Genomic DNA, 21,830 nt, shown 5'->3' on the forward strand with positions numbered 1-21,830 from the left:
GCAGCCTACGGCGGCGTCACCGATGTTGAGAACAGTCGGTTCCCGAGTGCCCTCGTCGCCAGGCGTAAACAAATTTCACGTGATTGTCAGCCTGGCTGAACAATACGGCTTCATTTGTTGCGCCCGGGATCAAGGTGTTCTTAAGAATTCGGGCGTACAATAAGTGAAAACGCTGTTCCACAGGAATGTCCATGGTCGTTATTCAAGATATAGTCGCCGCGCTTTGGCAGCACGATTTTGCTGCCCTGGCGAATCCGCACGTCGTGGGGGTTGTTTATCTGGTCATGTTTGCCACTCTGTTTCTGGAAAACGGCCTGCTCCCCGCCTCCTTCCTCCCCGGCGATAGCCTATTGCTATTGGCGGGCGCGCTCATCGCCAAGGGCGTGATGGGCTACGTCCCTACCCTCGTCATCCTGACCACCGCCGCCAGCCTCGGCTGCTGGCTGAGCTATATTCAGGGGCGCTGGCTGGGTAACACCCGAGTGGTAAAAGGCTGGCTCGCACAGCTGCCGGAAAAATACCATCAGCGCGCAACCTGTATGTTCGACCGCCACGGCCTGCTGGCGCTGCTCGCCGGGCGCTTCCTGGCATTCGTGCGCACCCTGCTGCCAACAATGGCGGGCATTTCCGGCCTGCCGAATCGTCGCTTCCAGCTGTTTAACTGGCTAAGCGCGCTGCTGTGGGTGGGCGTGGTCACCAGTCTGGGCTACGCCATCAGCATGATTCCGTTCGTGAAGCGCCATGAAGATCAGGTGATGACCTTCCTGATGATTCTGCCGATTTTCCTGCTGGTTGTCGGGCTGCTCGGCACGGTGATTGTGGTTATCAAGAAAAAGTATTGCGACGCCTGATCGCATAGCACACGTAGGCCGGATAAGGCATTTACGCCGCCATCCGGCAACGTGCGCCGGGTTTGCCTGATAGCGCTGCGCTTATCAGGCAAACCCCTTTATCCGGCTCCTGATTACATGCCACGCAGTCGTGCCGCATCCTCCCCCGGCGTGAGCCCGAAGTACCGCTTAAACTCCCTGCTAAACTGCGACGCGCTTTCGTAACCCACCTGCATGGCCGCTGCGCTGGCCTTCAGCCCATCGTGCGCCATCATCATCCGTGCTTTATGCAGCCGATAGGTTTTCAGATATTGCAGCGGCGAAGTGCTGGTGACTGACTTAAAATTATGGTGGAACGCTGACAGGCTCATGTTTGCTTCGGCGGCCAGCTGATCGACGCTCAGCGATTCGGTGTACTGGCTTTCAATGCGCTTCAGTACCCGGCCTATCTGGCTAAAGTGCGTCTGGCGGCTGACCAGCGCCATCAGCGCGCCGCCGCGCGGCCCGGTCAGCACGTGGTACAGCATCTCACGAATAATCTGTTTGCCGAGAATACGAGCGTCCAGCGGGCGTTCCATCACGTCCAGCAGGCGCTCAGCGGCGCAGAGGATCTCCTCAGACAGCGTCGCCGAGTTGATGCCGCTTTCCGCCACCGAGGGGCGAAACAGTGGGTCTTCGCCAATGTCCATCAGCAGCGCCTGAAGCTGAAACAGATCGACATCAAGCCGCAGACCGGCCAGCGGCGCATCTTCAGTCGCAAAAGTTTCACATTCGAAGGGTAAAGGTACCGTCAGCAGCAGGTATTCGTTCGCATCGTAGCGGAAGGTACGGTCGTTGATATAACCGATTTTATAGCCGGAAAAGAGAAAAACGATGCCCGGCCGGTACATCACCGGCGTGCGCCCGTTTGGCCGGGTGCCGTAGATAAGCTGAATCTCCGGCAGCAGCGCCTGAAGATTTTGTTCGTTATTTTTCAGCTGCTTAATTTTCTCTGTCAGCAGCGCACAGATTTCGTCACGGTTCATCAACGGGGGCTCCAGATGCCTTTTCCAACGCAATCATTGTGACCATGATTAACGTAATTCTCCAGCCATATGGAGAAATGGGCAAGACAAACGCAGAAATGTGCATTGAGAGGTACGGCGACGAGGACCACAATGATGTCATTCGGCGGCGACCTTTCGCCACCTTGTTTTTCACCCACCAAGAAGGGAACGAGCAATGTTTAATTTTGATCTTCACACCCCGACCCGCATCCTGTTCGGTAAAGGCGCTATCGAAAATCTGCGCGCTCAGATCCCGGCAGACGCCCGCGTACTGATTACCTACGGCGGCGGCAGCGTGAAAAAAACCGGCGTCCTGGATCAGGTTCTGGCCGCGCTGAAAGGCCTGGATGTGCTGGAATTCGGCGGCATCGAGCCAAACCCGTCCTATGAAACGCTCATGAACGCGGTGAAGATTGCCCGCGAGCAAAAGGTGACTTTCCTGCTGGCAGTCGGCGGCGGTTCCGTACTCGACGGCACTAAATTTATCGCCGCTGCGGCGCACTACGATGAAAGCATCGATCCGTGGGAAATTCTCGAAACCTACGGCAGCAATGTAAAAAGCGCTATCCCGATGGGCTCCGTCCTGACCCTGCCGGCGACCGGTTCTGAGTCAAATAAAGGCGCGGTCATCTCCCGTAAAACCACCGGCGACAAACGTGCCTTTATGTCTGCGCACGTCCAGCCGCAGTTCGCCATTCTGGACCCGGTTTACACCTACACCCTGCCGCCGCGCCAGGTCGCTAACGGCGTTGTCGACGCCTTCGTTCACACCGTTGAACAGTACGTGACCTACCCGGTTAACGGTAAAATTCAGGACCGCTTTGCCGAAGGCATTCTGCTGACCCTGGTCGAAGATGGCCCGAAAGCGCTTCAGGAACCGGAAAACTACGACGTGCGCGCCAACATTATGTGGGCCGCCACCCAGGCGCTTAACGGTCTGATCGGCGCGGGTGTACCGCAGGACTGGGCAACCCATATGCTGGGGCATGAGCTGACCGCAATGCACGGTCTGGATCACGCGCAGACGCTGGCTATCGTGCTGCCGGCACTGTGGAATGAAAAACGCGACACCAAGCGCGCTAAGCTGCTGCAATATGCCGAACGCGTATGGAACATTACCGAAGGCACAGACGATGCGCGTATCGATGCCGCCATCGCCGCAACCCGCAGCTTCTTTGAAAAAATGGGCGTACCAACCCGCCTGTCTGACTACGGTCTGGACGGCAGCTCCATCCCGGCGCTGCTGAAAAAACTCGAAGAGCACGGTATGACTAAACTGGGTGAAAATCAGGATATTACCCTCGACGTGAGCCGTCGTATTTACGAAGCCGCTCGCTAATCCATCCTCGCTTTACCTTTCGTTTTGGCATATTTAGACCAGACTTAATCCTACAAACCTTATCGGGGCACGCCCCGATAAGCTGATGAAAAGGAGAAATGCATGACACAACCAACCGTGATTAAACTGCACGATGGCAATGTAATGCCGCAGCTGGGCCTGGGCGTATGGCAGGCCAGTAATGAAGAAGTCGTGACCGCAATCCACAAGGCGATTGAGGTCGGTTACCGTTCCATTGATACTGCCGCCGCCTACAAAAATGAGTCAGGCGTGGGTAAAGCGATTAAGAGCGCAGGCATTGCGCGTGAAGATCTGTTTATCACCACCAAGCTGTGGAATGACTCCCATCTGCGCGCCGCCGACGCGCTGCAGGAAAGCCTGGAACATTTGCAGCTCGACTATCTCGATCTGTACCTGATCCACTGGCCAGTGCCCGCATCGGATCACTACATCGACGCATGGAAAGCGTTGATTGCGCTGCAACAACAGGGGCTGGTCAAGAGCATTGGCGTGTGTAACTTCCAGGTTCCGCATCTGCAGCGGCTGATTGACGAAACCGGCGTTGCGCCGGTGATTAACCAGATTGAACTGCATCCGCTGATGCAGCAACGCCAGCTGAATGCGTGGAACGCCACCCACAAAATTCAGACCGAATCGTGGAGCCCGCTGGCACAGGGGGGCGAAGGCGTGTTCGATCAGAAAGTGATTCGTCATCTTGCCGACAAGTACGGTAAAACCCCGGCGCAGATCGTCATTCGCTGGCATCTCGACAGCGGTCTGGTGGTGATTCCAAAATCAGTGACGCCGTCGCGCATCGCCGAAAACTTCGACGTCTGGGACTTCCGCCTGGATAAAGACGAGCTCACCGCTATCGCCGCGCTGGATCAACGCAAGCGTTTAGGGCCGGATCCTGACCAGTTCGGCGGTTAATCTCTCAAGCCCGGCTCACGCCGGGTTTTTTATTGTCTGCGTCTGCTACAGTAACGATTCTACGTTAACGGAGAGGATGCCATGAGCTGCATTTTTTGCCAGATAGTTGAAGGTAAAGCCCCCTGCCATAAGGTCTGGGAAGACGAACATCATCTCGCCTTTTTATCGATTTTCCCCAATACCGAAGGCTTCACCGTCGTGATCCCTAAAAAACACTACCCCAGCTACGCATTCGATATGCCGCCGCAGGCGCTGGCAGATTTAGTGCTGGCGACGCAGAAGGTCGCCAAATTACTGGATAACACCTTCGACGACGTGGGGCGCACGGGGATGTTCTTTGAAGGCTTCGGCGTCGATCATGTGCACAGTAAGCTCAGCCCGATGCACGGCACCGGCGATATGCGCCAGTGGCGGCCGATCGAAAACCGGCAGACAAAATTCTTCACGCAGTATGAAGGGTATTTATCCTCACACGATCATGAACGCGCGGATGACGAACAGCTGGCGGCGCTGGCAAAAAGAATCAGAGATATGCAGGAAAAATCGGAGAGCCGGTAACATTAAGGCGCGTCGGGATAACATGCATCATGCAAAGGAAATGCAGAATGGGAAAAATGATCCGTGGGTTGTTTTTACTGCCGCTCTTGTGGCTGAGCACCAGCGCCCTGGCGCAGCCGACGCTTTCACCACAACAAACCGTTGAACAGCTTTACCACGCCTATCTGAACGATGAGCAGTTCGTCTACTTTGGTGAAACGGGCGAAACGCGAATTATCTCTCAGCGCCTGGTCGAAGAATTAAACGAAAACGATCGCTATATCCTGCCGGGTGATGAAGGCTTTCTGGATTACGACCCGATGTGCGGCTGCCAGGATTTTGAATCCCCCTTTGTGGAAAGCATCCAGGCCACGCAAAGTGATGCCACGCACGCCGAGGTCACGGTGCGCTTTCATCCGCTAAAAAGCGATAGCGCGGTCCTCACGCTCATTACGCTGACGCTGATTGCCGAAGGCGATCGCTGGAGGATTGATGACGTAATCGATAGCGACAGCAATGGCGTTACGCTCTACCAAAGACTCCATGCCGAAAACCAACGGATGCGCGCCAGTCTCGTGGGATTACAGCATCCGCAGCCGCAGATTTTTGTCCAGCGCGTCTATGCGCAGCTTGCTCATTCTCCCGTCCCCTGGACGGCGATGGCGACTCCAACGCTGCTTCAGGCGCTCATCGATTATGAACATGCGGAAGGCAATAGCGGTAAAACGTTTGAAGATCCCCACACGCTGGAATATATCAATAGCAACCCATTATGCGGATGCAGCGAGGGCGACTTTCAAAAAATCATCGCCATGAACGTGGTGGAGCAAAATACCGGGCAGGCCAAAATTCACGTTGCGTATTGGCTCAACGAAAATACACCCGGCGAGCGCGATATCGTGCTAAGCAAAATAGAGAATAATTGGGTGATAGAAGATGTGATTCTTCCCGGGGAAGGCAGCCTTTTACAGCGGCTGCGCAGCGTGGCCGCTGAGGACAGAGCAACCCGCGGCACGCCATCAACCTGATGACACACCGCGAGTCTCAGCGCATTAACGCGCCGGTTTGGCCCGTTTTTTCATCGCGTCGGCCGATGGCCTACGCGGCTGTGCGGCAGGAGCTCTTTTCGCCGCTGTCGGCGTCTGGCGCTGATGTGCCACCGGCGTATGCTTGGTCAGCGCCGGGCGCGTATTGCGATTCTGGCGGCGCGCTTCGCGCATCTCATCCAGCGTTGGCGCCGGGACCAGGCAATCGCGACGGCTGCCGATCAGATGCTTTTTCCCCATCGCCTCTAGCGCGGTACGGATCAGCGGCCAGTTAGCCGGATCGTGATAGCGCAGCAGCGCTTTATGCAGACGGCGCTGTTTATCGCCCTTCGGCACCACCACGTCTTCACTCTTATAGCCAATTTTACCCAGCGGGTTCTTGCCGGTGTAATACATGGTGGTCGAGTTCGCCAGCGGCGACGGATAGAAGTTTTGTACCTGATCGAGGCGGAAACGGTGCTGCTTGAGCCACAGCGCCAGGTTCACCATATCTTCATCACGCGTGCCTGGGTGCGCGGAGATAAAGTAAGGGATCAGATACTGTTCTTTGCCCGCCTGCTTCGAATAGGTGTCAAACAGCTCTTTAAAGCGGTGATAGCTGCCCATCCCCGGCTTCATCATTTTCGACAACGGCCCTTCTTCAGTGTGCTCCGGCGCAATCTTCAGGTAGCCGCCGACGTGGTGCGTCGCCAGCTCTTTAATGTAGCGCGGGTCTTCCACGGCCAGGTCATAACGCACGCCGGAAGCGATCAGGATCTTTTTGATGCCTTTCAGGTCGCGGGCGCGGCGATACAGGTTGATGGTCGGCGTATGGTCGGTATCCATATGCGGGCAAATTTCCGGGTACACGCAGGAGAGACGACGGCAGGTCTGCTCGGCGCGCGGCGACTTACAGCGCAGCATGTACATGTTGGCCGTCGGGCCACCAAGGTCGGAGATAATGCCGGTAAAACCGGGCACCGTGTCGCGAATGGCTTCGATTTCGTTGATGATCGAATCTTCAGAACGGCTTTGAATAATGCGCCCTTCGTGCTCGGTAATCGAGCAGAACGAGCATCCGCCAAAGCAGCCGCGCATGATGTTGATAGAGAAGCGAATCATCTCATACGCCGGAATACGCGCCTTGCCGTATGCAGGATGCGGCACACGCTTATACGGCAGCGCAAATACGCTGTCCATCTCTTCGGTCGACAGCGGGATAGCCGGCGGGTTAATCCAGATATAGCGGTCGCCCTGCTTCTGCATCAGCGCACGGGCGCTGCCCGGGTTGGTTTCATGGTGCAGAATGCGCGAAGCGTGAGCGTACAGCACCTTATCGTTTTTCACTTTTTCAAACGACGGCAGCAGCACGTAGGTTTTTTCCCACGGTTTCGGACGCGGCGGCTGTACGGTAACCACTTTTGCTTCCTGCTTTTTCGGCGCTACCGGCTTGTTGTCGGCGCACGGCAGGTCTTCCCCGTACGGGTGCGGAATGGGGTCGATTTTCCCCGGGGTGTCGATACGGGTGGAGTCGACGCCGGACCAGCCCGGCAGCGCTTCTTTAACGATAATCGCGGTGTTGCGCACATCGCGAATTTCAGTGATTTTTTCGCCCAGCGCCAGGCGGTGAGCCACTTCCACCAGCGGGCGTTCGCCGTTGCCGAACATCAGCATATCGGCCTTGGCGTCGATCAGCACCGAGCGGCGCACGGTATCAGACCAGTAGTCATAGTGGGCGGTACGACGCAGGCTGGCTTCAATACCGCCGAGGATCACCGGCACATCTTTCCACGCTTCTTTACAGCGTTGGGTATACACCAGCGTCGCGCGGTCCGGGCGCTTGCCCGCCACGTTGTCCGGGGTGTAGGCGTCGTCATGACGCAGCTTCCGGTCGGCGGTGTAGCGGTTGATCATCGAGTCCATGTTACCGGCGGTAACCCCGAAGAACAGATTGGGTTTGCCCAGACGCATAAAGTCGTCTTTGCTGTTCCAGTCCGGCTGGGCGATGATCCCTACGCGGAAGCCCTGCGCTTCCAGCATACGGCCGCAAATTGCCATCCCGAAGCTCGGGTGGTCGACGTAGGCGTCGCCGGTTACCAGAATGATGTCGCAGCTATCCCAGCCAAGTTGATCCATCTCTTCACGTGACATCGGCAAAAACGGCGCCGGCCCAAAGCAGGCGGCCCAGTACTGCGGCCAGGAGAAAAGGTCGCGATCCGGTTGGATCAGGGAGATAGCGCTCATGTTGCTTCCAAAAAATGGTAAAAAAATAATCAAAGGTCGGGGATTATAAGCCCGATTGACGTTCTATGAAACGGGATTTTTTAACGCGTTGATAACCCCGGCGTCGCGACGCTCGGCCGGGTTGTTTAGCGATGTCTTACGGCGCGGGGTTCACCAGAATCTGGCCAATGGAGCCGCGATCGGCCAGCTCCAGCGTCTGGCTGGCGAACTGGAACGGGAAGTGCGGCCACGACGGCTGACCGTAGTAGACCAGCAGCTCGACCTGGCCGTCAATCCAGACGGTGTCTTTCCAGCCGCGATCTTCCGGCAACGGCATCGCGCCGTTGACGTTACGAATCTGGAACATCACACCTTCAATATGGAACGACTGCGGCGCGTCCGCGCGCACCGTCCAGCGCTCCCAGGTGCCCTGCTGCGCGGTAATATCAATACGCTGCGGGTCCCACAGCTGACCGTTGATACCAGGATCGTCGCCCAGTCGAATATCACGGCTGCGCAGCGGCGTACCGCTGAGTATTTCCGTCGGCAGGATACGCATCGGTAAGTTATCGGTCACTAACGGCAACAGGCCCGTCGGGCGTAGGGTTAGCACCAGCGTGGAAACCAGTATGCTCGATGGCTCAAAGAAGCCGCGGATGCGATCCATAATGCTGGCAGACTCGCCGCAGGTGATGGACACTTCATCACCGTTGGTCATATCGACCAGCACTTCGCGGCGCTCGCCCGGCGCCAGCGACAGCTGGGTCGTCGAAACCGGTGCCGGCAGGAAGCCCTGATCGCTGGAAATCACGTGCAGCGCGCGCCCGTCGCTCATACGCAGCATATAGCGGCGTGAGTTTGAAGCGTTGAGCAGGCGCAGGCGCACCCAGCCGCGAGAAACCTCGACGTAGGGGCCCTGCACGCCGTTCACCAGCAGCGTGTCACCCACAAAACCGCCGCTGCCCGGTTCGCTATAAACGGGCGTACCGAAGTTATCCAGCCGTTTGTCCTGAATGATGATCGGAAAGTCGTCCACGCCGTAGTGGCTGGGGAACGGTAAGGACTTACTTACTTCATCTTCCACGAGCCACATGCCCGCCAGGCCGTTATAGACCTGCTGCGCCATATGGTTCGGCGTGTTGGCCTGATACCACAGGGTCGCCGCACTTTGGCGGATCGGCAGCACCGGCGCCCAGTCGGCATTAGGCGTCATCATGCGCGCCGCGCCGCCAATCAGCGGACCCGGCACCTGCAGGCCGCGCACGGTCATGGCGACATTTTCGGTGAGGCGGTTACTGTAAATGAGCTTAACGTCATCGCCGTTCCAGACGCGGATAGTCGGCCCAAGGTAGCGGCCGTTGACGCCCCATACCTGCGCGCGGGTGCCCTGGCTAAAAGACCAGTGCGCACGCTGTAGCGTTAAGAAAAGGGGCTGTCCGCGACGAGACTCCAGCAGCGGAGGTACCGGCAGCGCGGGCTGCTGCCCTGCGGCCTGCGCCTTCAGCGGCACCGCGCCTGCGCAAAGCGCAACGCCCGAAGCCTGAATAAACTGACGCCGACTGAGTGACATATAAGCTCCATCAAAACTGACAAATCAAACGTGGGAAATCACTTTCCCAACAGCAAAACGGCATACGGCAAGCGCGTTTGCGCGCCGCCGACGGTCATTATTTTTTAGCGGCAGACTCGCGCGCGGCCACTTCCTGGTCCAGCTCGTCAATTTTCGCCTTCATCACTTCGCGGCAGTGTTTCGCCAGCTCGCGTACCTGATCTTTGCCCCACGCGCTGGTGTCGATCGGGTCCAGCATTTCCACAATCACCAGGCCATTGTTCCAGCGGTTGAGCTTGATTTTGTTCGAGGTGTTCGACACGCAGACCGGAATAATCGGTACGCCGGAGGCGATAGCCGCGTGGAACGCGCCGGTTTTAAACGGCAGCAGGCCACGGCCGCGGCTGCGGGTGCCTTCCGGGAACATCCAGAAGGAGATTTTGCGTGTCTGAAAACTGTTCACCACTTCAGAGATCGTACCGTGCGCTTTCGCGCGGTTGTTACGGTCAATCAGCAGGTTACCCGTTAGCCAGTACAGCAGGCCGAAGAACGGAACCCATACCAGACTTTTCTTCCCAACCGTAACGGTAGGCGGCAGCACGATATTGGCCGCAGTCACCATGTCGTAGTTGTTCTGGTGGTTAGCGATGTAGATAGCGTTGCCAAAGCTGTCGGCATTGGCCGGCTTGCGGGTTTCCACTTTTAAACCGAAGACCGGTGCCAGTCGGCCGAACATGTGGCCAAAGGTGGCAACGTGTTTTGGGTTACGCGGGCTGAACAGACAGTAGATACAGCCAAAGATGCATACCAGAATGCAGTAAATGACAACAATAATGACACGTAAAATAAATAGCATAGCGTCCTCTGAACCCTGAACCGCTTAGAATTATACCCGTCGATGCACCGCTGATATGTACGTAAAACGCACATTTTCAGCCCGCCTGACGGGGCACGTATACCGGACAGGGCTTGGTTACTTGCAGACCCCTGCAAAGGGGTATTGTTAATCGCAATGGTTGAATTAACAACGGTTTTGCAGCAATTTTTCCCCCGCCCGATGACGGGGGAAACGCTTACTCTTCGCTGTCGGCCGACTGCGCGCGCTGCGGCGAATCAATGTCGACACGGTCGATTTTCTGCAGGCCGCGCATCAGCGTCCCACGGCGGCCGCGCTCGCCGGTCACTTTTTGCAGCTCTTCCGGGCGCAGTTTGATCTTACGCTTGCCGACGTGGAAGGTCAGCGTGCTCTGCGGCGGCAGGATGTACAGGTGCGCCAGACTATCGGTACCGCTGGCGGCTTCCGCCGACGGAATATTGATAATCTTGTTGCCCTTACCTTTCGACAGCTGCGGCAGATCGCTCAGCGGGAACATCAGCATACGGCCCGCGGCGGTAATGGCCAGCAGCATATCCGACTCGTCTTCAATCACCAGTGGCGGCATCACGTGCGCGTTATCCGGCAGTGAAATCAGCGCCTTACCGGCACGGTTACGCGCGACAAGGTCATTGAAGGTGCAGATGAAACCGTAGCCCGCGTCGGAAGCCATCAGCAGCTTCGTGTCGTCGCCTTCCATCAGCATATGCTCAACGGTCGCTCCCGGCGGCAGCGTTAGCTTGCCGGTGAGCGGCTCGCCCTGCCCGCGCGCGGACGGCAGCGTGATCGGGTCGATGGCGTAGCTGCGCCCGGTAGTATCAACAAACACTACCGGCTGGTTGCTCTTGCCTTTCACCGACGCCTTCCAGCTGTCGCCGGATTTGTAGCTCAGGCCCTGCGCGTCGATATCGTGGCCTTTGGCGCTGCGCACCCAGCCCATTTGCGACAGCACGATGGTGACCGGCTCAGACGGCAGCATGTCGTGCTCACTCATCGCCTTCGCCTCTTCACGCTCGCGCAGCGGTGAACGACGGTCGTCGCCGAAGGCTTCGGCGTCGGCCTGCAGCTCTTTCTTCAGCAGATTGCTCATCTTACGCTCGGAGGCAAGGATGGCCTGCAGATGATCGCGCTCTTTAGCCAGTTCGTCCTGCTCGCCGCGAATCTTGATCTCTTCGAGTTTGGCGAGATGGCGCAGCTTCAGCTCAAGGATCGCTTCCGCCTGGGTTTCGCTGATGCCAAAGCGCGACATCAGCGCGGGCTTCGGCTCATCTTCGTGGCGGATAATCTCGATAACTTCATCGATGTTGAGAAACGCCACCAGCAAGCCTTCGAGGATATGCAGGCGCTTGAGCACTTTCTCCAGACGGTAGTTCAGACGACGGCGCACCGTGTCGCGGCGGAACGCCAGCCACTCGGTGAGGATTTCCAGCAGATTTTTCACCGCTGGGCGGCCGTCAAGGCCGATCATGTTCAGGTTAATGCGGTAGCTTTTTTCCAGATCGGTGGTGGCGAACAGGTGATGCATCACCGGCTCCATGTCCACGCGGTTGGAGCGCGGTACGATCACCAGACGGGTCGGGTTCTCGTGGTCAGATTCATCGCGCAGGTCATCTACCATCGGCAGCTTTTTATTGCGCATCTGGGCGGCAATTTGCTCCAGCACCTTCGCGCCGGACACCTGGTGCGGCAGCGCGGTAATCACCACCGCGCCGTCTTCTTTCGTCCACACCGCGCGCATACGCACGGAGCCGCGACCGTTCTGGTAAATTTTGCGGATTTCCGCACGGGAGGTGATGATTTCCGCTTCGGTCGGGTAGTCCGGCCCCTGGACGATATCCAGCACCTCGTCGAGGGTGGTTTGCGGTTTTTCAATCAACGTAATCGCCGCTTTCGCCACTTCACGCAGGTTGTGCGGCGGGATATCCGTCGCCATGCCCACGGCAATACCGGTGGTGCCGTTCAGCAAGATGTTTGGCAGACGCGCAGGCAGCATTTTCGGCTCCTGCATCGTGCCGTCAAAGTTCGGCACCCAGTCCGCCGTGCCCTGGCCCAGCTCGCTGAGCAGCAGTTCGGAGTACTTCGACAGGCGCGATTCGGTGTAACGCATCGCGGCGAAGGATTTCGGGTCATCCGGCGCCCCCCAGTTCCCCTGACCATCAACCAGCGGGTAACGGTAGGAGAACGGCTGCGCCATCAGCACCATCGCTTCATAGCACGCGCTGTCGCCGTGCGGGTGATATTTACCCAGCACGTCGCCGACGGTACGGGCGGATTTTTTGAATTTGGCGCTGGCGTTCAGGCCCAGCTCCGACATCGCGTAAACGATGCGGCGCTGAACCGGCTTCAGGCCGTCGCCAATAAACGGCAACGCGCGGTCCATGATGACGTACATGGAGTAATTTAAGTAGGCGTTTTCCGTAAATTCATGTAGCGCAAGGCGCTCTGCCATATCGCTCATTAACAGTGGATCCTCAATCTGCATGCTGACCGTTCGGACGGCAATATTGCCGCAGATAATACCCTATCTCACGGTCTGAGTCACAAACCGTGAGATAGGTTGCGAGGAAGTTAACGCAGCGGCAGATAGATGTCCGTTATCAGCGCGTGCTCGGGGACTTCATGGACGAAATTGCGGTACTGGAAGAAGACCGGGAAATCGCGCGGCGTTTCACCGCTGCCCGGTAGCCATTCGCGGAACAAGTACCAGACGCTGTCAGACAGTGAATCCAGCGAGCCCTGATGACGCACCACCGCGCAGCGCCCGCCGGGGATTTCAGCGTTAACCACGCCAAACGCGTTCTCCGGTATCGGTGCTGCGACGCTGCCGCAGATATCAAAGCGAAACTGCTCCGGCGGCGTCGTTTGCGGGTCGTGCCAGGCAATGCCGTAAGTTTGGCTGCTTTTCACCGGAGAAAACCCGGTGCTGCGTCGCCATTCAATAAAGGTTGCCGCGCTGTCGTTCACCCGATCCGGATGCCCTTGATGGGTCAACATGGCGACGTTGGTATGCGGAAATTCAACGATTTTCACGTCCATTACGTTCTGCTCCTGTAATGCCAGTTTAGGTACGCGTTGGTGCCAGGCCGCCCAGTTCGGTTTTTGACGGAACTGGCGCGGGCTCTGGCCAAACGCGGTTTTAAAGGCACGAGTGAACGACTCCGGATTCTGAAACCCGGCATCCAGCGCAATATCGATAACCTTATCCTGCGGGTTAAACGCCAGCCGCCAGGAAGCGCGGCGCAGACGTAACCACTGGATATAGCGATACAGCGGCAGGCCGCACCAGGCGGTAAACTGCCGGTGGAAATGAAACGGCGAGCTGTGCGCCATCCGACTTAACGCCTCAATCGATAGAGGCTCATCCAGATGACGCTCAATGTGGTCGCAAACGCGCCGCAGGCGTTTGGCATAAGCCGCGCTAATCAGGTCATTCATCACTGCCTCCATGTGGCCCATTTTGCCCTCCGGGCGGCAGCGAATCCTGACCGATCTTGCGCAGTATTGTCGATTATGGATTCACTTTACGAATCTGCTTCACATCAATTTCCACGGAGTTCCAGTCTTTGTCCACTTCACCCTGGATTTCAACAAGATCCTGAGGAGAGATGGTCTGGCCGTTCCAGCGCTTGTGGTCGATATCCACGTTGATGGTGCCGCTGGCATCTTTAAAAATATACAGGTCGTCGGAAATACGCTCGGTAATATTGCCGCGCAGCGTTACCCAGGTATCGTCACGCATTGATTTGGCGTTTGCCGCCGTGGTTACCGTCCCGCTAGGCCCGGTAAAACCGCCGGTTTGCGCGCTAGAAGTGCTGGTGGGGCCGGAAAAACCACCCTGGTTGGCCGCGAAGGCCGGTGCGGATGCCAGTGCCAGAATGGCAGCGAAAGCAGCAAGTTTCTTCATGATGATGTCTCCTTTTTATTGTCTGTGCTCGCTATTACACCGTGCAATTCTTAACAACTTCTTAAGCGAAAAAAAGAATTATTTTTGCTGTACAGCAGCAGCAAAGGCGCGGTTTACTTGGCATTCACGGTGTCGGCAAGGAGCAAAAGATGCGCATTTTGTTGGTAGAAGATGACAAGCTTATCGGCGATGGTATCAAAGCCGGGCTGGGGAAAATGGGCTTTACACTCGACTGGTTTACCCGCGGTGAAGAAGGGAAAATTGCGCTCTATAACGCCCCCTATGACGCGGTCATCCTCGACCTGACGCTCCCCGGCATCGACGGGCTGGATATCCTGCGCGAATGGCGCGAAAAATCCCGCCGTGAGCCGGTGCTGATCCTCACCGCCCGCGATGCGCTCAGCCAGCGCGTAGAGGGGCTGCGCCTCGGGGCTGATGATTACCTGTGCAAACCGTTCGCCCTGATCGAGCTGGCCGCCAGGCTGGAAGCGCTGATTCGCCGCGCCCACGGCCAGCCCAGCAGCACGCTGCGTCACGGCGATGTCGAACTGGACCCCGGTAGCCTCACCGCGACGTTAAACGGTGAACCGCTGGCCCTCAAACCTAAAGAGTTCGCCCTGCTGGAGCTGCTGCTGCGTAACGTCGGGCGCGTACTGCCGCGTAAGCTTATCGAAGAGAAGCTCTATAGCTGGGATGAAGACGTTTCCAGTAACGCCATTGAAGTGCATGTCCATCATCTGCGCCGCAAGCTCGGCAGCACGTTTATACGCACCGTTCACGGTATCGGCTACACCCTGGGTGACCAATGAATCTATTCCGCCGCCTCAGTCTGCGCGTTCGTCTGACGCTCCTGTTTATGCTGCTTTCCGCCATCACTTGGTGTTTTGCCAGCGCGATTGCCTGGAAGCAAACCACCCATAAGCTGGATAAACTCTTCGATACCCAGCAGATGCTGTTTGCCAAGCGCATCAGCGCCATGGATTTTGCCGATTTAACCACCTCACGCCAGTGGGTACGCGCGCCGAAAAAGGTCAAGCACGGCCATCTCGACGAAGATGCCATCGCCTTCGCCATCTACACGACCGATGGGAAAATGGTGCTGCACGACGGCGAGAACGGGCCGTATATTCCTTATCACTACCGGCGCGAAGGCTTTGACGACGGCCAGCTTAGCAATGATGACGACAGCTGGCGCTTTCTGTGGCTGACGACCGCCGATAAAAAGTACCGTATCGTGGTCGGCCAGGAGTGGGATTATCGCCGGGAGATGGCGCTGGATATCATCACCGGTCAGCTGACGCCATGGCTTATCGCCCTACCGATCATGTTTTTGCTGCTGATTGTCCTGCTCAGCCGCGAGCTGGCACCGCTGAAAAAATTGACCCGGACGCTGCGCCAGCGCGACCCGGACGCCGGTGAAGCGCTCAGCACCGACGGCGTGCCTAGCGAAGTTCGTCCGCTGCTGGACGCTCTTAATCAGCTGTTCCGCCGCACCCATGACATGATGACCCGCGAGCGACGCTTTACCTCTGACGCCGCGCACGAGCTACGTAGCCCACTGACCGCGCTGCGGGTACAGGCCGAAGTGGCAGAACTCTCGCAGGGCGATCCGTCGGGCCAGCGTCGGGCGCTGGCACAGCTGCACGCGGGCATCGACCGGGCGACCCGCTTAGTCGAACAGCTGTTGACCCTTTCACGCCTGGATTCGCTGGAACAGCTGGCGGACGTGCAGACCGTGGTGCTCGACGATCTGCTGCAATCTTCGGTCATGGACATCTACCACACCGCACAAAAAGCGGGCATTGAAGTCCGCCTGCATACCGGCGAGCCACCGGTATCGCGCACCGCGCAGCCGCTGCTGCTTGGGCTGCTGGTGCGTAATCTACTCGATAACGCGGTGCGCTACAGCCCGGCCGGCAGCGTGGTCGACGTCACGCTGACGCCTGAGGGTTTTAGCGTGCGCGACAACGGCCCCGGCATCAGCCCGGAGGCGCTGGCGCGCGTCGGTGAACGGTTCTATCGCCCACCGGGACAGGATGAAACCGGCAGCGGCCTGGGGCTGTCTATCGTGCAGCGCATCGCCGCGCTGCATCAGATTTCGGCCACGTTTCACAATGCCCCCGGAGGCGGATTCCAGGCTGATATTCGCTGGTAGACCGATTATTGCTCTTTTAGCAAAAGACTTTGCACATTTTGCACATTTAACCTCTTCGGCACGCCGAGTATTATGGCTGACAAAAGCATTTTATTGAGGATAAATAATGAGCAACATTCTGATTGTTAACGGCGCGAAAAAATTCGGCCACTCCAACGGCCAGCTGAATGACACCCTGACCGAAGTCGCGGAAACCTTCCTGCGCGACCTCGGGCATGATGTTAGAGTGGTTCGCGCCGACGGCGACTACGATGTCAAAGCCGAAGTGCAGAACTTCCTGTGGGCCGATTCCGTTATCTGGCAGATGCCGGGCTGGTGGATGGGCGCACCGTGGACCGTCAAAAAATATATCGATGATGTCTTCACCGAAGGTCACGGCACGCTGTATGCCAGCGATGGCCGTACCCGTTCCGATGCCAGCAAAAAATACGGCTCCGGCGGTCTGATTCAGGGCAAGACCTATATGCTGTCTCTGACCTGGAATGCCCCAATGGAAGCCTTTACCGATAAAGACCAGTTCTTCCACGGCGTGGGCGTTGACGGCGTTTACCTGCCGTTCCACAAAGCCAACCAGTTCCTGGGAATGGAAGCGCTGCCGACCTTTATTGCCAACGACGTGATTAAAATGCCTGACATTCCACGTTATGTTGCAGAATACCGCGAGCATCTTGCGAAGATTTTTGGTTAACTGGTCACCTGGAATTAGAAGGAGTTAATCATGTTGACAGTTATTGCTGAAATCCGTACTCGTCCGGGCCAACATCATCGTCAGGCGGTACTGGAACAGTTCACCAAAATTATCCCAACCGTACTGAAAGAAGACGGCTGCCACGGCTACGCGCCGATGGTGGACCACGCCGCAGGCGTTAGCTTCCAGACCACCGCGCCGGACTCTATCGTGATGGTTGAAGTGTGGGAAAGCGTCGCGCACCTTGAAGCGCACCTGCAAACCCCGCACATGAAAGCCTGGAGCGAAGCGGTGAAAGGCGACGTGCTGGATACGACCATTCGTATTCTGGAAGCGGGCGTTTAAACGCATAGCTTTTGAGCCGGGTGCTTTACTTGCCCGGCTCTGCCTCAGGCCTTGTGCATGATGCTCATGGCCTGCTGGTCGCTATACTCAGCGCATATTCAGCGCCAAATGACATCACCACCTCATCCTCCCCTCTTGCGGCTACCGCCACGCCGGTAAAGTCAGCGATGGCGATCGTGGTGCCAAATTCTGTTAATGCTTTCCCGCCAATACCAATGCAACACGCCCCTGCGGAAACGGCTGCGCTAATACCGCTCGGCGAATCCTCAAAGACCACGGTTTGTTCGGCAGGCACCGCCAGCCGCCGTGCCGCCAGCAGATAAGGGTCCGGATGCGGTTTGCCACGCGCCACATCATCGCGTTCAACAATAACCGAGATACAGTGCGCTACCTGTAGCATGGCGGTGACGCGATCGATTTTCTGCCGCCAGCCGCTGGTGACAATGCCCACGGGCACGCCGGCGGCGTGTAACGCGCTAATCAGTTTCCCCACGCCGGGAATGGGATCGTAGTCAGCCGTATTTTCAGCATCAATAATATATTGCTGAACCCGTTGCCGATCGGCCAACGGCAGATCGCCGAACAGCGCCTTAATCGTATGCGGGCCGGGCTGACCGTGAATATGCTTCGCCATCTCGTCATCGGAAATGGTCTTGCCATACAGGCCCGCCGCCTCGCGCCACGCTCGCTCAATCACCGCATTTGAATCAATAAGCACACCGTCCATATCAAACAGTACCGCGACAGCCTTTACCATAGAGATTCCCTCACTGAATGTGTCTTGCGCTGCGGCCTGAAAAGGCTGGCTCAGCGCTCTTTTAGCCGTTACAGTGATCGTGGCCTTGTTGGCGGGGAATGTATAATTCCATTGTGTTCAGGTGCGATAAATGAAAGGAATCGATGTCAAGCTGCTGCGCGCGTTCGTCGTGCTTGCGGAAAAGGGAAGCTATCACCAGGCGGCGGATGCGTTGTACCTCACGCAACCCGCATTATCCAAGCAAATAAAAGCGTTAGAGTCTCTTGTTGGCAACCCGCTATTTCACCGTGGTCGCCACGGGGCGCAGTTAACCGAGACCGGAAATAAACTGCTCGACAGAGCCCATCAGCTCTTACACTCACACGCTGATTTTATTCATTACGCGAAAAGTATTAATAAAGAAGCCGAAAACACATTAACGCTGGGCGTTGGCATATCCTCATTCCAGTGCGTTCCCCGGTGGATAAATGCGTTCCGGCAAAAACACCCTGACTGCCATGTGACGCTGCGCCACCTTCCTTCGAGTACCCAGATAAACATGCTGCATGAGGGCCAACTGGACGCGGGCTTTCTGCGGCTACCGGTACCTGATACGCTCGCGTTCACGCTTATCGATGAGGAGCAACTCATTCTGGCGCTGCCGGATGACAGGTCTCAGGATGATCTTCAGCGGCTTCTTTCGTCATCGCCGCTGTTACAAATTCATCCCGATGCCAGCCCGTGCCTGGCACAGCAAACCCGCGACGTTTTGCAAAACACATATCCAGAGGCCAGCCCCATCTCTGCGGCCGATGATATCCCGTCGCTGCTGGCGCTGATTGCCGGAGGGAACGGCGTGGCGATTCTGCCCGCCAGCGTCCGGCACTTTCTTCCTGCCGGGGTCACGACGCGCAGCCTGCCAGGGACTCAGACAAATTGGCAGATTGGAACGGCATGGAACCCACGCCGTGATAATACGTTTAGAGATGCCTTCTTGCAGATAGTCGCCCTGAATCCATACGACAAGGGCGTTTAAAACAGCAGACCGGATAGCGTTTTTCAGCGCTATCCGGTGGGATCTCACCCTGAACTACCAGTACAGCTTCCAGCTCTGCGTCATGCGCACCAGCGCTTCCACATAGAAGTAATCCCCCCAGCTACAGCATTCATCCACGCCCTTATCGCTGGCGAAGTGATAGACCGAATGCTTCAGCACGCCGGTACCCGGCTCATCAATGCCCATCAGATAATGTTTCGACAGCGAGGACATAATGCCCATCGCCCACTGCTGATAGCGCTCACGATCCGGATCGGTGGTCGGCAGATGCTTCACCAGCTCCAGCAAGCCGCACACCGCAATCGCCGCCGAGGATGAATCCCGCAGCGCGTCGGTGCCCACCAGCGCCAGATCCCAGTGGCATACGTGGTCTTCCGGCAGGCGGTTGAGGAAGTAGTTGGCCAGTTTTTTCGACAGGCTAATCAGTTCTTTATCGCCGGTATAGAGGAAGCTCAACATAAAGCCGTAAATGCCCCACGCCTGCCCGCGCGACCAGCAGGAATCATCCGCATAGCCCTGCTGCGTTTTGCCAAAGCGCGGCGCACCGGTCTGCACGTCCATGTAGTAGGTGTGGTAGGTCGAGGCGTCTTCACGCACCAGATACTTCGCCGACTGGCGTACGTGAGCGCGTGCGGCGTCGGCGAATCTTGGATCGCCGGTTTGTTCAGTCGCCCAGTAGAGCAACGGCAGGTTCATGGTGCAGTCGATAATCATGCGCCCCGCCTGCTCCGGGTCGGTCAGTACGCCCCAGGCCTGGATAATTTCCGCTTTACGATGGAAGCGCTCCAGCAGCGCTTCCGCTGCCTGCAAAGAGAAGCCGCGCGCATCGCGATTGCCGGTCAAGCGCCACGCTGACACGCAGGAAAGCGTGTACAGGAAGCCCAGGTCATGCGTGTTGGTGTCGCAGCGGCCCGCAATACGCAGGCCGAACGAGCGCACGTGTTTTTCCGCCAGCGCCCGGTATTTCTCCTCACCGGTCATCTCCCAGGCCAGCCACAGTTGACCGGTCCAGAAGCTGGTGGTCCACTCAACGTTTTCGGTGAGCGGATAGTAGCCGTTCACGCAGGCCTCGCCCGGGAATTTATCACCGAAATCCGTTAAATGACGGCTAATCAGCTTAAGGACATGGCTACGCGCCGAGCACAGCTCATCGTCAAACGTCTGAAGATTAACGGGTGCACCCGGAAATTCGCGCAGGGTTTCCTCAACGATAGGGTTTAACATATTCGGTTCCTTCATTCAGTCATACTTATTTAGAAATACCATTCTCAGCAACATCAAGCGCAGGCTGACGATGATTCTGACGTTTACAGGCAGATAAGGTAAATGCGGATATCAACGTAAAGAACAGCGCAATACCCCCCATGATCATATAAGTCTTTTCAAAGCCGATGCGGTCGTACAATAATCCTGCCGGAGAAGACACCACCACGTTGCCGATATACAACATGGCCTGATAACCCAATAAATACATGGTCGCATTGACGCGTTTATCGAAATGCTCGGCAATATATTTAAAGACCGATACCAGCAGCAGGCAAATTTCCAGACCGTACAGCGGTTTAATCACCGAAATAAGCAGATGCGAGTCGCACAGGCCGGAAATCACCAGGCGAGCACCAACAAGCGCCCCGACAATGATCAGGCCGCGTTTTGCGCCAATATAGTTAACGAACATCGGCATAAAGATGTACATCACAAACTCGGTGCCGGACTGTACGGTTCCCAGTAAACCAAAGATAGTGTTGCCTTCGTGCACATCGCTAAAGAAGGTGACGAAGTAGCGGGAGAACTGCTGCTCAGCCACAAACATCATCCACGCTACGCCTGCCACATACAGGCAGAAAGCCCAGAACTTGCCGCTTTTCAGCAGGTCGAATACGTCTTTCAGGACAATCTTATCCTTCGAGATAACCGCGCTGGCGTTGCTGGTTTCAGTATCCACTTTCAGGCTGATTAACACCGCCAGCATGACCAGCGATGCCACGCTGCCGAGAATAAAGTTGTAGGCCGGAGAGATATTAAACAGCAGGCCGGAGAACGACGACGCCACCGCCCAGCCGAGCGAGCCCCACATACGAATCTGGCCAAACTCCATGTTGTTCAGACGGCTGTAGCGATCGGCATAGGATTCACAGGCTGCCACGCCGGCATACCACGCAAAGCTCAGATAAATAGCACCAACAATAATCCCCACGGTGGTGTAGGAGAGCAGCAGCGGTTGGTAGACATAAATAAAGAACGGCGCCATCAGGGCGGACATCACGACCACAAAATAGAGCAGATATTTACTCATCCCTATTTTATCGAGAATGTAGCCGTAAATCGGTTTAAGGATAACGGAGAAGATGCCGTTTACGGCAAACACGGTACCAATTACCGCACCGCTGAGTTCTGCTTTTTGCCCAAGCCAGATAGCAAATAAACCAATACTGGCAGACCAGGTAAAGAAATATAAAAAGATAAATGAGCTTATTTTGTAATATTCCAGCCTGTTTGTTGACGATAGTTTTTCCATACGGTCCTCGACAAGACGATGTAGGGGTACAAACTCTGCATCATGGTGAGGCAGAGTTTGTCAGGAGGTATTCC

The 21,830-nt window shown here is 56.8% G+C and carries 20 protein-coding genes; 10 read left to right on the forward strand and 10 right to left on the reverse strand.

From position 1 onward, the window contains the following. Nucleotides 1-191: 191 nt before the first annotated feature. The gene (gene yghB / locus V6942_RS03040; protein ID WP_106929693.1) at nt 192-851 is read left to right on the forward strand and encodes a DedA family general envelope maintenance protein YghB; all 660 of its coding nucleotides are present in this window, start codon (nt 192-194) and stop codon (nt 849-851) included. Nucleotides 852-964: 113 nt separating this feature from the next. On the opposite strand, the gene V6942_RS03045 is transcribed toward yghB, so the two are convergent. Beyond that, entirely contained in the window at nt 965-1,855 is an 891-nt protein-coding gene (locus V6942_RS03045; RefSeq protein WP_106929691.1) for an AraC family transcriptional regulator, read from the reverse strand. Nucleotides 1,856-2,051: 196 nt separating this feature from the next. Here V6942_RS03045 and yqhD point away from each other — a divergent pair, with 196 nt between their 5' ends. The 4 genes from yqhD to V6942_RS03065 all read left to right on the forward strand — a co-directional run bounded on the left by yqhD (nt 2,052) and on the right by V6942_RS03065 (nt 5,710). Continuing rightward, nucleotides 2,052-3,215, forward strand: a complete 1,164-nt coding sequence (gene yqhD / locus V6942_RS03050; protein WP_182930015.1) for an alcohol dehydrogenase — start codon at nt 2,052-2,054, stop codon at nt 3,213-3,215. Nucleotides 3,216-3,317: 102 nt separating this feature from the next. Beyond that, nucleotides 3,318-4,145, forward strand: a complete 828-nt coding sequence (gene dkgA / locus V6942_RS03055; protein WP_182930014.1) for a 2,5-didehydrogluconate reductase DkgA — start codon at nt 3,318-3,320, stop codon at nt 4,143-4,145. Between the two features lie 81 nt (nt 4,146-4,226). Beyond that, entirely contained in the window at nt 4,227-4,703 is a 477-nt protein-coding gene (locus V6942_RS03060; RefSeq protein WP_106929683.1) for an HIT family protein, read from the forward strand. 47 nt (nt 4,704-4,750) lie between these two features. Further along, on the forward strand, nt 4,751-5,710 hold the full coding sequence (locus tag V6942_RS03065) for a DUF3828 domain-containing protein (protein ID WP_182930013.1): 960 nt from the start codon (nt 4,751-4,753) through the stop codon (nt 5,708-5,710). A 24-nt stretch (nt 5,711-5,734) separates the two neighbouring features. On the opposite strand, the gene V6942_RS03070 is transcribed toward V6942_RS03065, so the two are convergent. The 6 genes from V6942_RS03070 to V6942_RS03095 all read right to left on the reverse strand — a co-directional run bounded on the left by V6942_RS03070 (nt 5,735) and on the right by V6942_RS03095 (nt 14,257). After that, nucleotides 5,735-7,951 carry a YgiQ family radical SAM protein gene (locus V6942_RS03070; protein WP_182967013.1) on the reverse strand — a complete coding sequence of 739 codons (2,217 nt, stop codon included), beginning with the start codon at nt 7,949-7,951 and terminating at the stop codon, nt 5,735-5,737. A gap of 136 nt (nt 7,952-8,087) precedes the next feature. Continuing rightward, nucleotides 8,088-9,500: a cell division protein FtsP gene (gene ftsP, locus V6942_RS03075; RefSeq protein ID WP_106929677.1), complete on the reverse strand. Its 1,413-nt coding sequence runs from the start codon at nt 9,498-9,500 to the stop codon at nt 8,088-8,090. 97 nt (nt 9,501-9,597) lie between these two features. Then, a complete protein-coding gene (locus V6942_RS03080) occupies nt 9,598-10,335 on the reverse strand; it encodes a 1-acylglycerol-3-phosphate O-acyltransferase (RefSeq protein WP_106929675.1) in 738 nt (245 codons plus the stop codon). A gap of 217 nt (nt 10,336-10,552) precedes the next feature. Continuing rightward, the gene (parC, locus tag V6942_RS03085) at nt 10,553-12,811 is read right to left on the reverse strand and encodes a DNA topoisomerase IV subunit A (RefSeq protein WP_333500799.1); all 2,259 of its coding nucleotides are present in this window, start codon (nt 12,809-12,811) and stop codon (nt 10,553-10,555) included. 110 nt (nt 12,812-12,921) lie between these two features. Further along, nucleotides 12,922-13,788 carry an AraC family transcriptional regulator gene (locus V6942_RS03090; protein ID WP_333500800.1) on the reverse strand — a complete coding sequence of 289 codons (867 nt, stop codon included), beginning with the start codon at nt 13,786-13,788 and terminating at the stop codon, nt 12,922-12,924. Between the two features lie 73 nt (nt 13,789-13,861). Beyond that, on the reverse strand, nt 13,862-14,257 hold the full coding sequence (locus V6942_RS03095; protein WP_106929671.1) for a YgiW/YdeI family stress tolerance OB fold protein: 396 nt from the start codon (nt 14,255-14,257) through the stop codon (nt 13,862-13,864). A 149-nt stretch (nt 14,258-14,406) separates the two neighbouring features. Here V6942_RS03095 and qseB point away from each other — a divergent pair, with 149 nt between their 5' ends. The 4 genes from qseB (at nt 14,407) to V6942_RS03115 (ending at nt 17,445) form a co-directional block, all read left to right on the forward strand. Continuing rightward, nucleotides 14,407-15,066 carry a quorum sensing response regulator transcription factor QseB gene (gene qseB / locus V6942_RS03100; protein WP_182930010.1) on the forward strand — a complete coding sequence of 220 codons (660 nt, stop codon included), beginning with the start codon at nt 14,407-14,409 and terminating at the stop codon, nt 15,064-15,066. Then, nucleotides 15,063-16,412: a quorum sensing histidine kinase QseC gene (qseC, locus tag V6942_RS03105; protein WP_333500801.1), complete on the forward strand. Its 1,350-nt coding sequence runs from the start codon at nt 15,063-15,065 to the stop codon at nt 16,410-16,412. Before qseB ends, qseC begins: the two co-directional genes overlap by 4 nt. Before the next feature lie 106 nt (nt 16,413-16,518). Continuing rightward, complete coding sequence (locus tag V6942_RS03110; RefSeq protein WP_106929666.1) at nt 16,519-17,100, forward strand: NAD(P)H-dependent oxidoreductase; 582 nt, start codon at nt 16,519-16,521, stop codon at nt 17,098-17,100. 30 nt (nt 17,101-17,130) lie between these two features. Then, the gene (locus V6942_RS03115; RefSeq protein WP_035896943.1) at nt 17,131-17,445 is read left to right on the forward strand and encodes a putative quinol monooxygenase; all 315 of its coding nucleotides are present in this window, start codon (nt 17,131-17,133) and stop codon (nt 17,443-17,445) included. 64 nt (nt 17,446-17,509) lie between these two features. On the opposite strand, the gene V6942_RS03120 is transcribed toward V6942_RS03115, so the two are convergent. Next, on the reverse strand, nt 17,510-18,202 hold the full coding sequence (locus V6942_RS03120) for an HAD family hydrolase (RefSeq protein WP_182930009.1): 693 nt from the start codon (nt 18,200-18,202) through the stop codon (nt 17,510-17,512). Nucleotides 18,203-18,332: 130 nt separating this feature from the next. Here V6942_RS03120 and V6942_RS03125 point away from each other — a divergent pair, with 130 nt between their 5' ends. Further along, nucleotides 18,333-19,217: a LysR family transcriptional regulator gene (locus V6942_RS03125; RefSeq protein WP_182930008.1), complete on the forward strand. Its 885-nt coding sequence runs from the start codon at nt 18,333-18,335 to the stop codon at nt 19,215-19,217. A gap of 54 nt (nt 19,218-19,271) precedes the next feature. On the opposite strand, the gene V6942_RS03130 is transcribed toward V6942_RS03125, so the two are convergent. Then, entirely contained in the window at nt 19,272-20,462 is a 1,191-nt protein-coding gene (locus V6942_RS03130) for a glycoside hydrolase family 88 protein (protein ID WP_182967005.1), read from the reverse strand. A 25-nt stretch (nt 20,463-20,487) separates the two neighbouring features. Then, nucleotides 20,488-21,756: an oligosaccharide MFS transporter gene (locus tag V6942_RS03135; protein WP_106929661.1), complete on the reverse strand. Its 1,269-nt coding sequence runs from the start codon at nt 21,754-21,756 to the stop codon at nt 20,488-20,490. Between the last annotated feature and the right edge of the window lie 74 nt (nt 21,757-21,830).

Origin of the sequence: Kluyvera genomosp. 2 (genome assembly GCF_036759865.1) — a bacterium.
Lineage (GTDB): Bacteria > Pseudomonadota > Gammaproteobacteria > Enterobacterales > Enterobacteriaceae > Kluyvera > Kluyvera ascorbata_B.

Excerpts from the sequence above, each read along its gene's own strand:
- qseC (WP_333500801.1), top strand. The coding sequence starts at position 15,063 with ATGAATCTATTCCGCCGCCTCAGTCTGCGCGTTCGTCTGACGCTCCTG.
- parC (WP_333500799.1), bottom strand. The coding sequence starts at position 12,811 with ATGAGCGATATGGCAGAGCGCCTTGCGCTACATGAATTTACGGAAAAC.
- V6942_RS03125 (WP_182930008.1), top strand. The coding sequence starts at position 18,333 with ATGAAAGGAATCGATGTCAAGCTGCTGCGCGCGTTCGTCGTGCTTGCG.
- V6942_RS03110 (WP_106929666.1), top strand. The coding sequence starts at position 16,519 with ATGAGCAACATTCTGATTGTTAACGGCGCGAAAAAATTCGGCCACTCC.
- V6942_RS03065 (WP_182930013.1), top strand. The coding sequence starts at position 4,751 with ATGGGAAAAATGATCCGTGGGTTGTTTTTACTGCCGCTCTTGTGGCTG.
- V6942_RS03135 (WP_106929661.1), bottom strand. The coding sequence starts at position 21,756 with ATGGAAAAACTATCGTCAACAAACAGGCTGGAATATTACAAAATAAGC.
- V6942_RS03090 (WP_333500800.1), bottom strand. The coding sequence starts at position 13,788 with ATGAATGACCTGATTAGCGCGGCTTATGCCAAACGCCTGCGGCGCGTT.
- V6942_RS03080 (WP_106929675.1), bottom strand. The coding sequence starts at position 10,335 with ATGCTATTTATTTTACGTGTCATTATTGTTGTCATTTACTGCATTCTG.
- V6942_RS03120 (WP_182930009.1), bottom strand. The coding sequence starts at position 18,202 with ATGGTAAAGGCTGTCGCGGTACTGTTTGATATGGACGGTGTGCTTATT.
- yqhD (WP_182930015.1), top strand. The coding sequence starts at position 2,052 with ATGTTTAATTTTGATCTTCACACCCCGACCCGCATCCTGTTCGGTAAA.
- V6942_RS03045 (WP_106929691.1), bottom strand. The coding sequence starts at position 1,855 with ATGAACCGTGACGAAATCTGTGCGCTGCTGACAGAGAAAATTAAGCAG.
- ftsP (WP_106929677.1), bottom strand. The coding sequence starts at position 9,500 with ATGTCACTCAGTCGGCGTCAGTTTATTCAGGCTTCGGGCGTTGCGCTT.
- V6942_RS03060 (WP_106929683.1), top strand. The coding sequence starts at position 4,227 with ATGAGCTGCATTTTTTGCCAGATAGTTGAAGGTAAAGCCCCCTGCCAT.
- qseB (WP_182930010.1), top strand. The coding sequence starts at position 14,407 with ATGCGCATTTTGTTGGTAGAAGATGACAAGCTTATCGGCGATGGTATC.
- V6942_RS03115 (WP_035896943.1), top strand. The coding sequence starts at position 17,131 with ATGTTGACAGTTATTGCTGAAATCCGTACTCGTCCGGGCCAACATCAT.
- V6942_RS03095 (WP_106929671.1), bottom strand. The coding sequence starts at position 14,257 with ATGAAGAAACTTGCTGCTTTCGCTGCCATTCTGGCACTGGCATCCGCA.
- V6942_RS03130 (WP_182967005.1), bottom strand. The coding sequence starts at position 20,462 with ATGTTAAACCCTATCGTTGAGGAAACCCTGCGCGAATTTCCGGGTGCA.
- dkgA (WP_182930014.1), top strand. The coding sequence starts at position 3,318 with ATGACACAACCAACCGTGATTAAACTGCACGATGGCAATGTAATGCCG.
- V6942_RS03070 (WP_182967013.1), bottom strand. The coding sequence starts at position 7,951 with ATGAGCGCTATCTCCCTGATCCAACCGGATCGCGACCTTTTCTCCTGG.
- yghB (WP_106929693.1), top strand. The coding sequence starts at position 192 with ATGGTCGTTATTCAAGATATAGTCGCCGCGCTTTGGCAGCACGATTTT.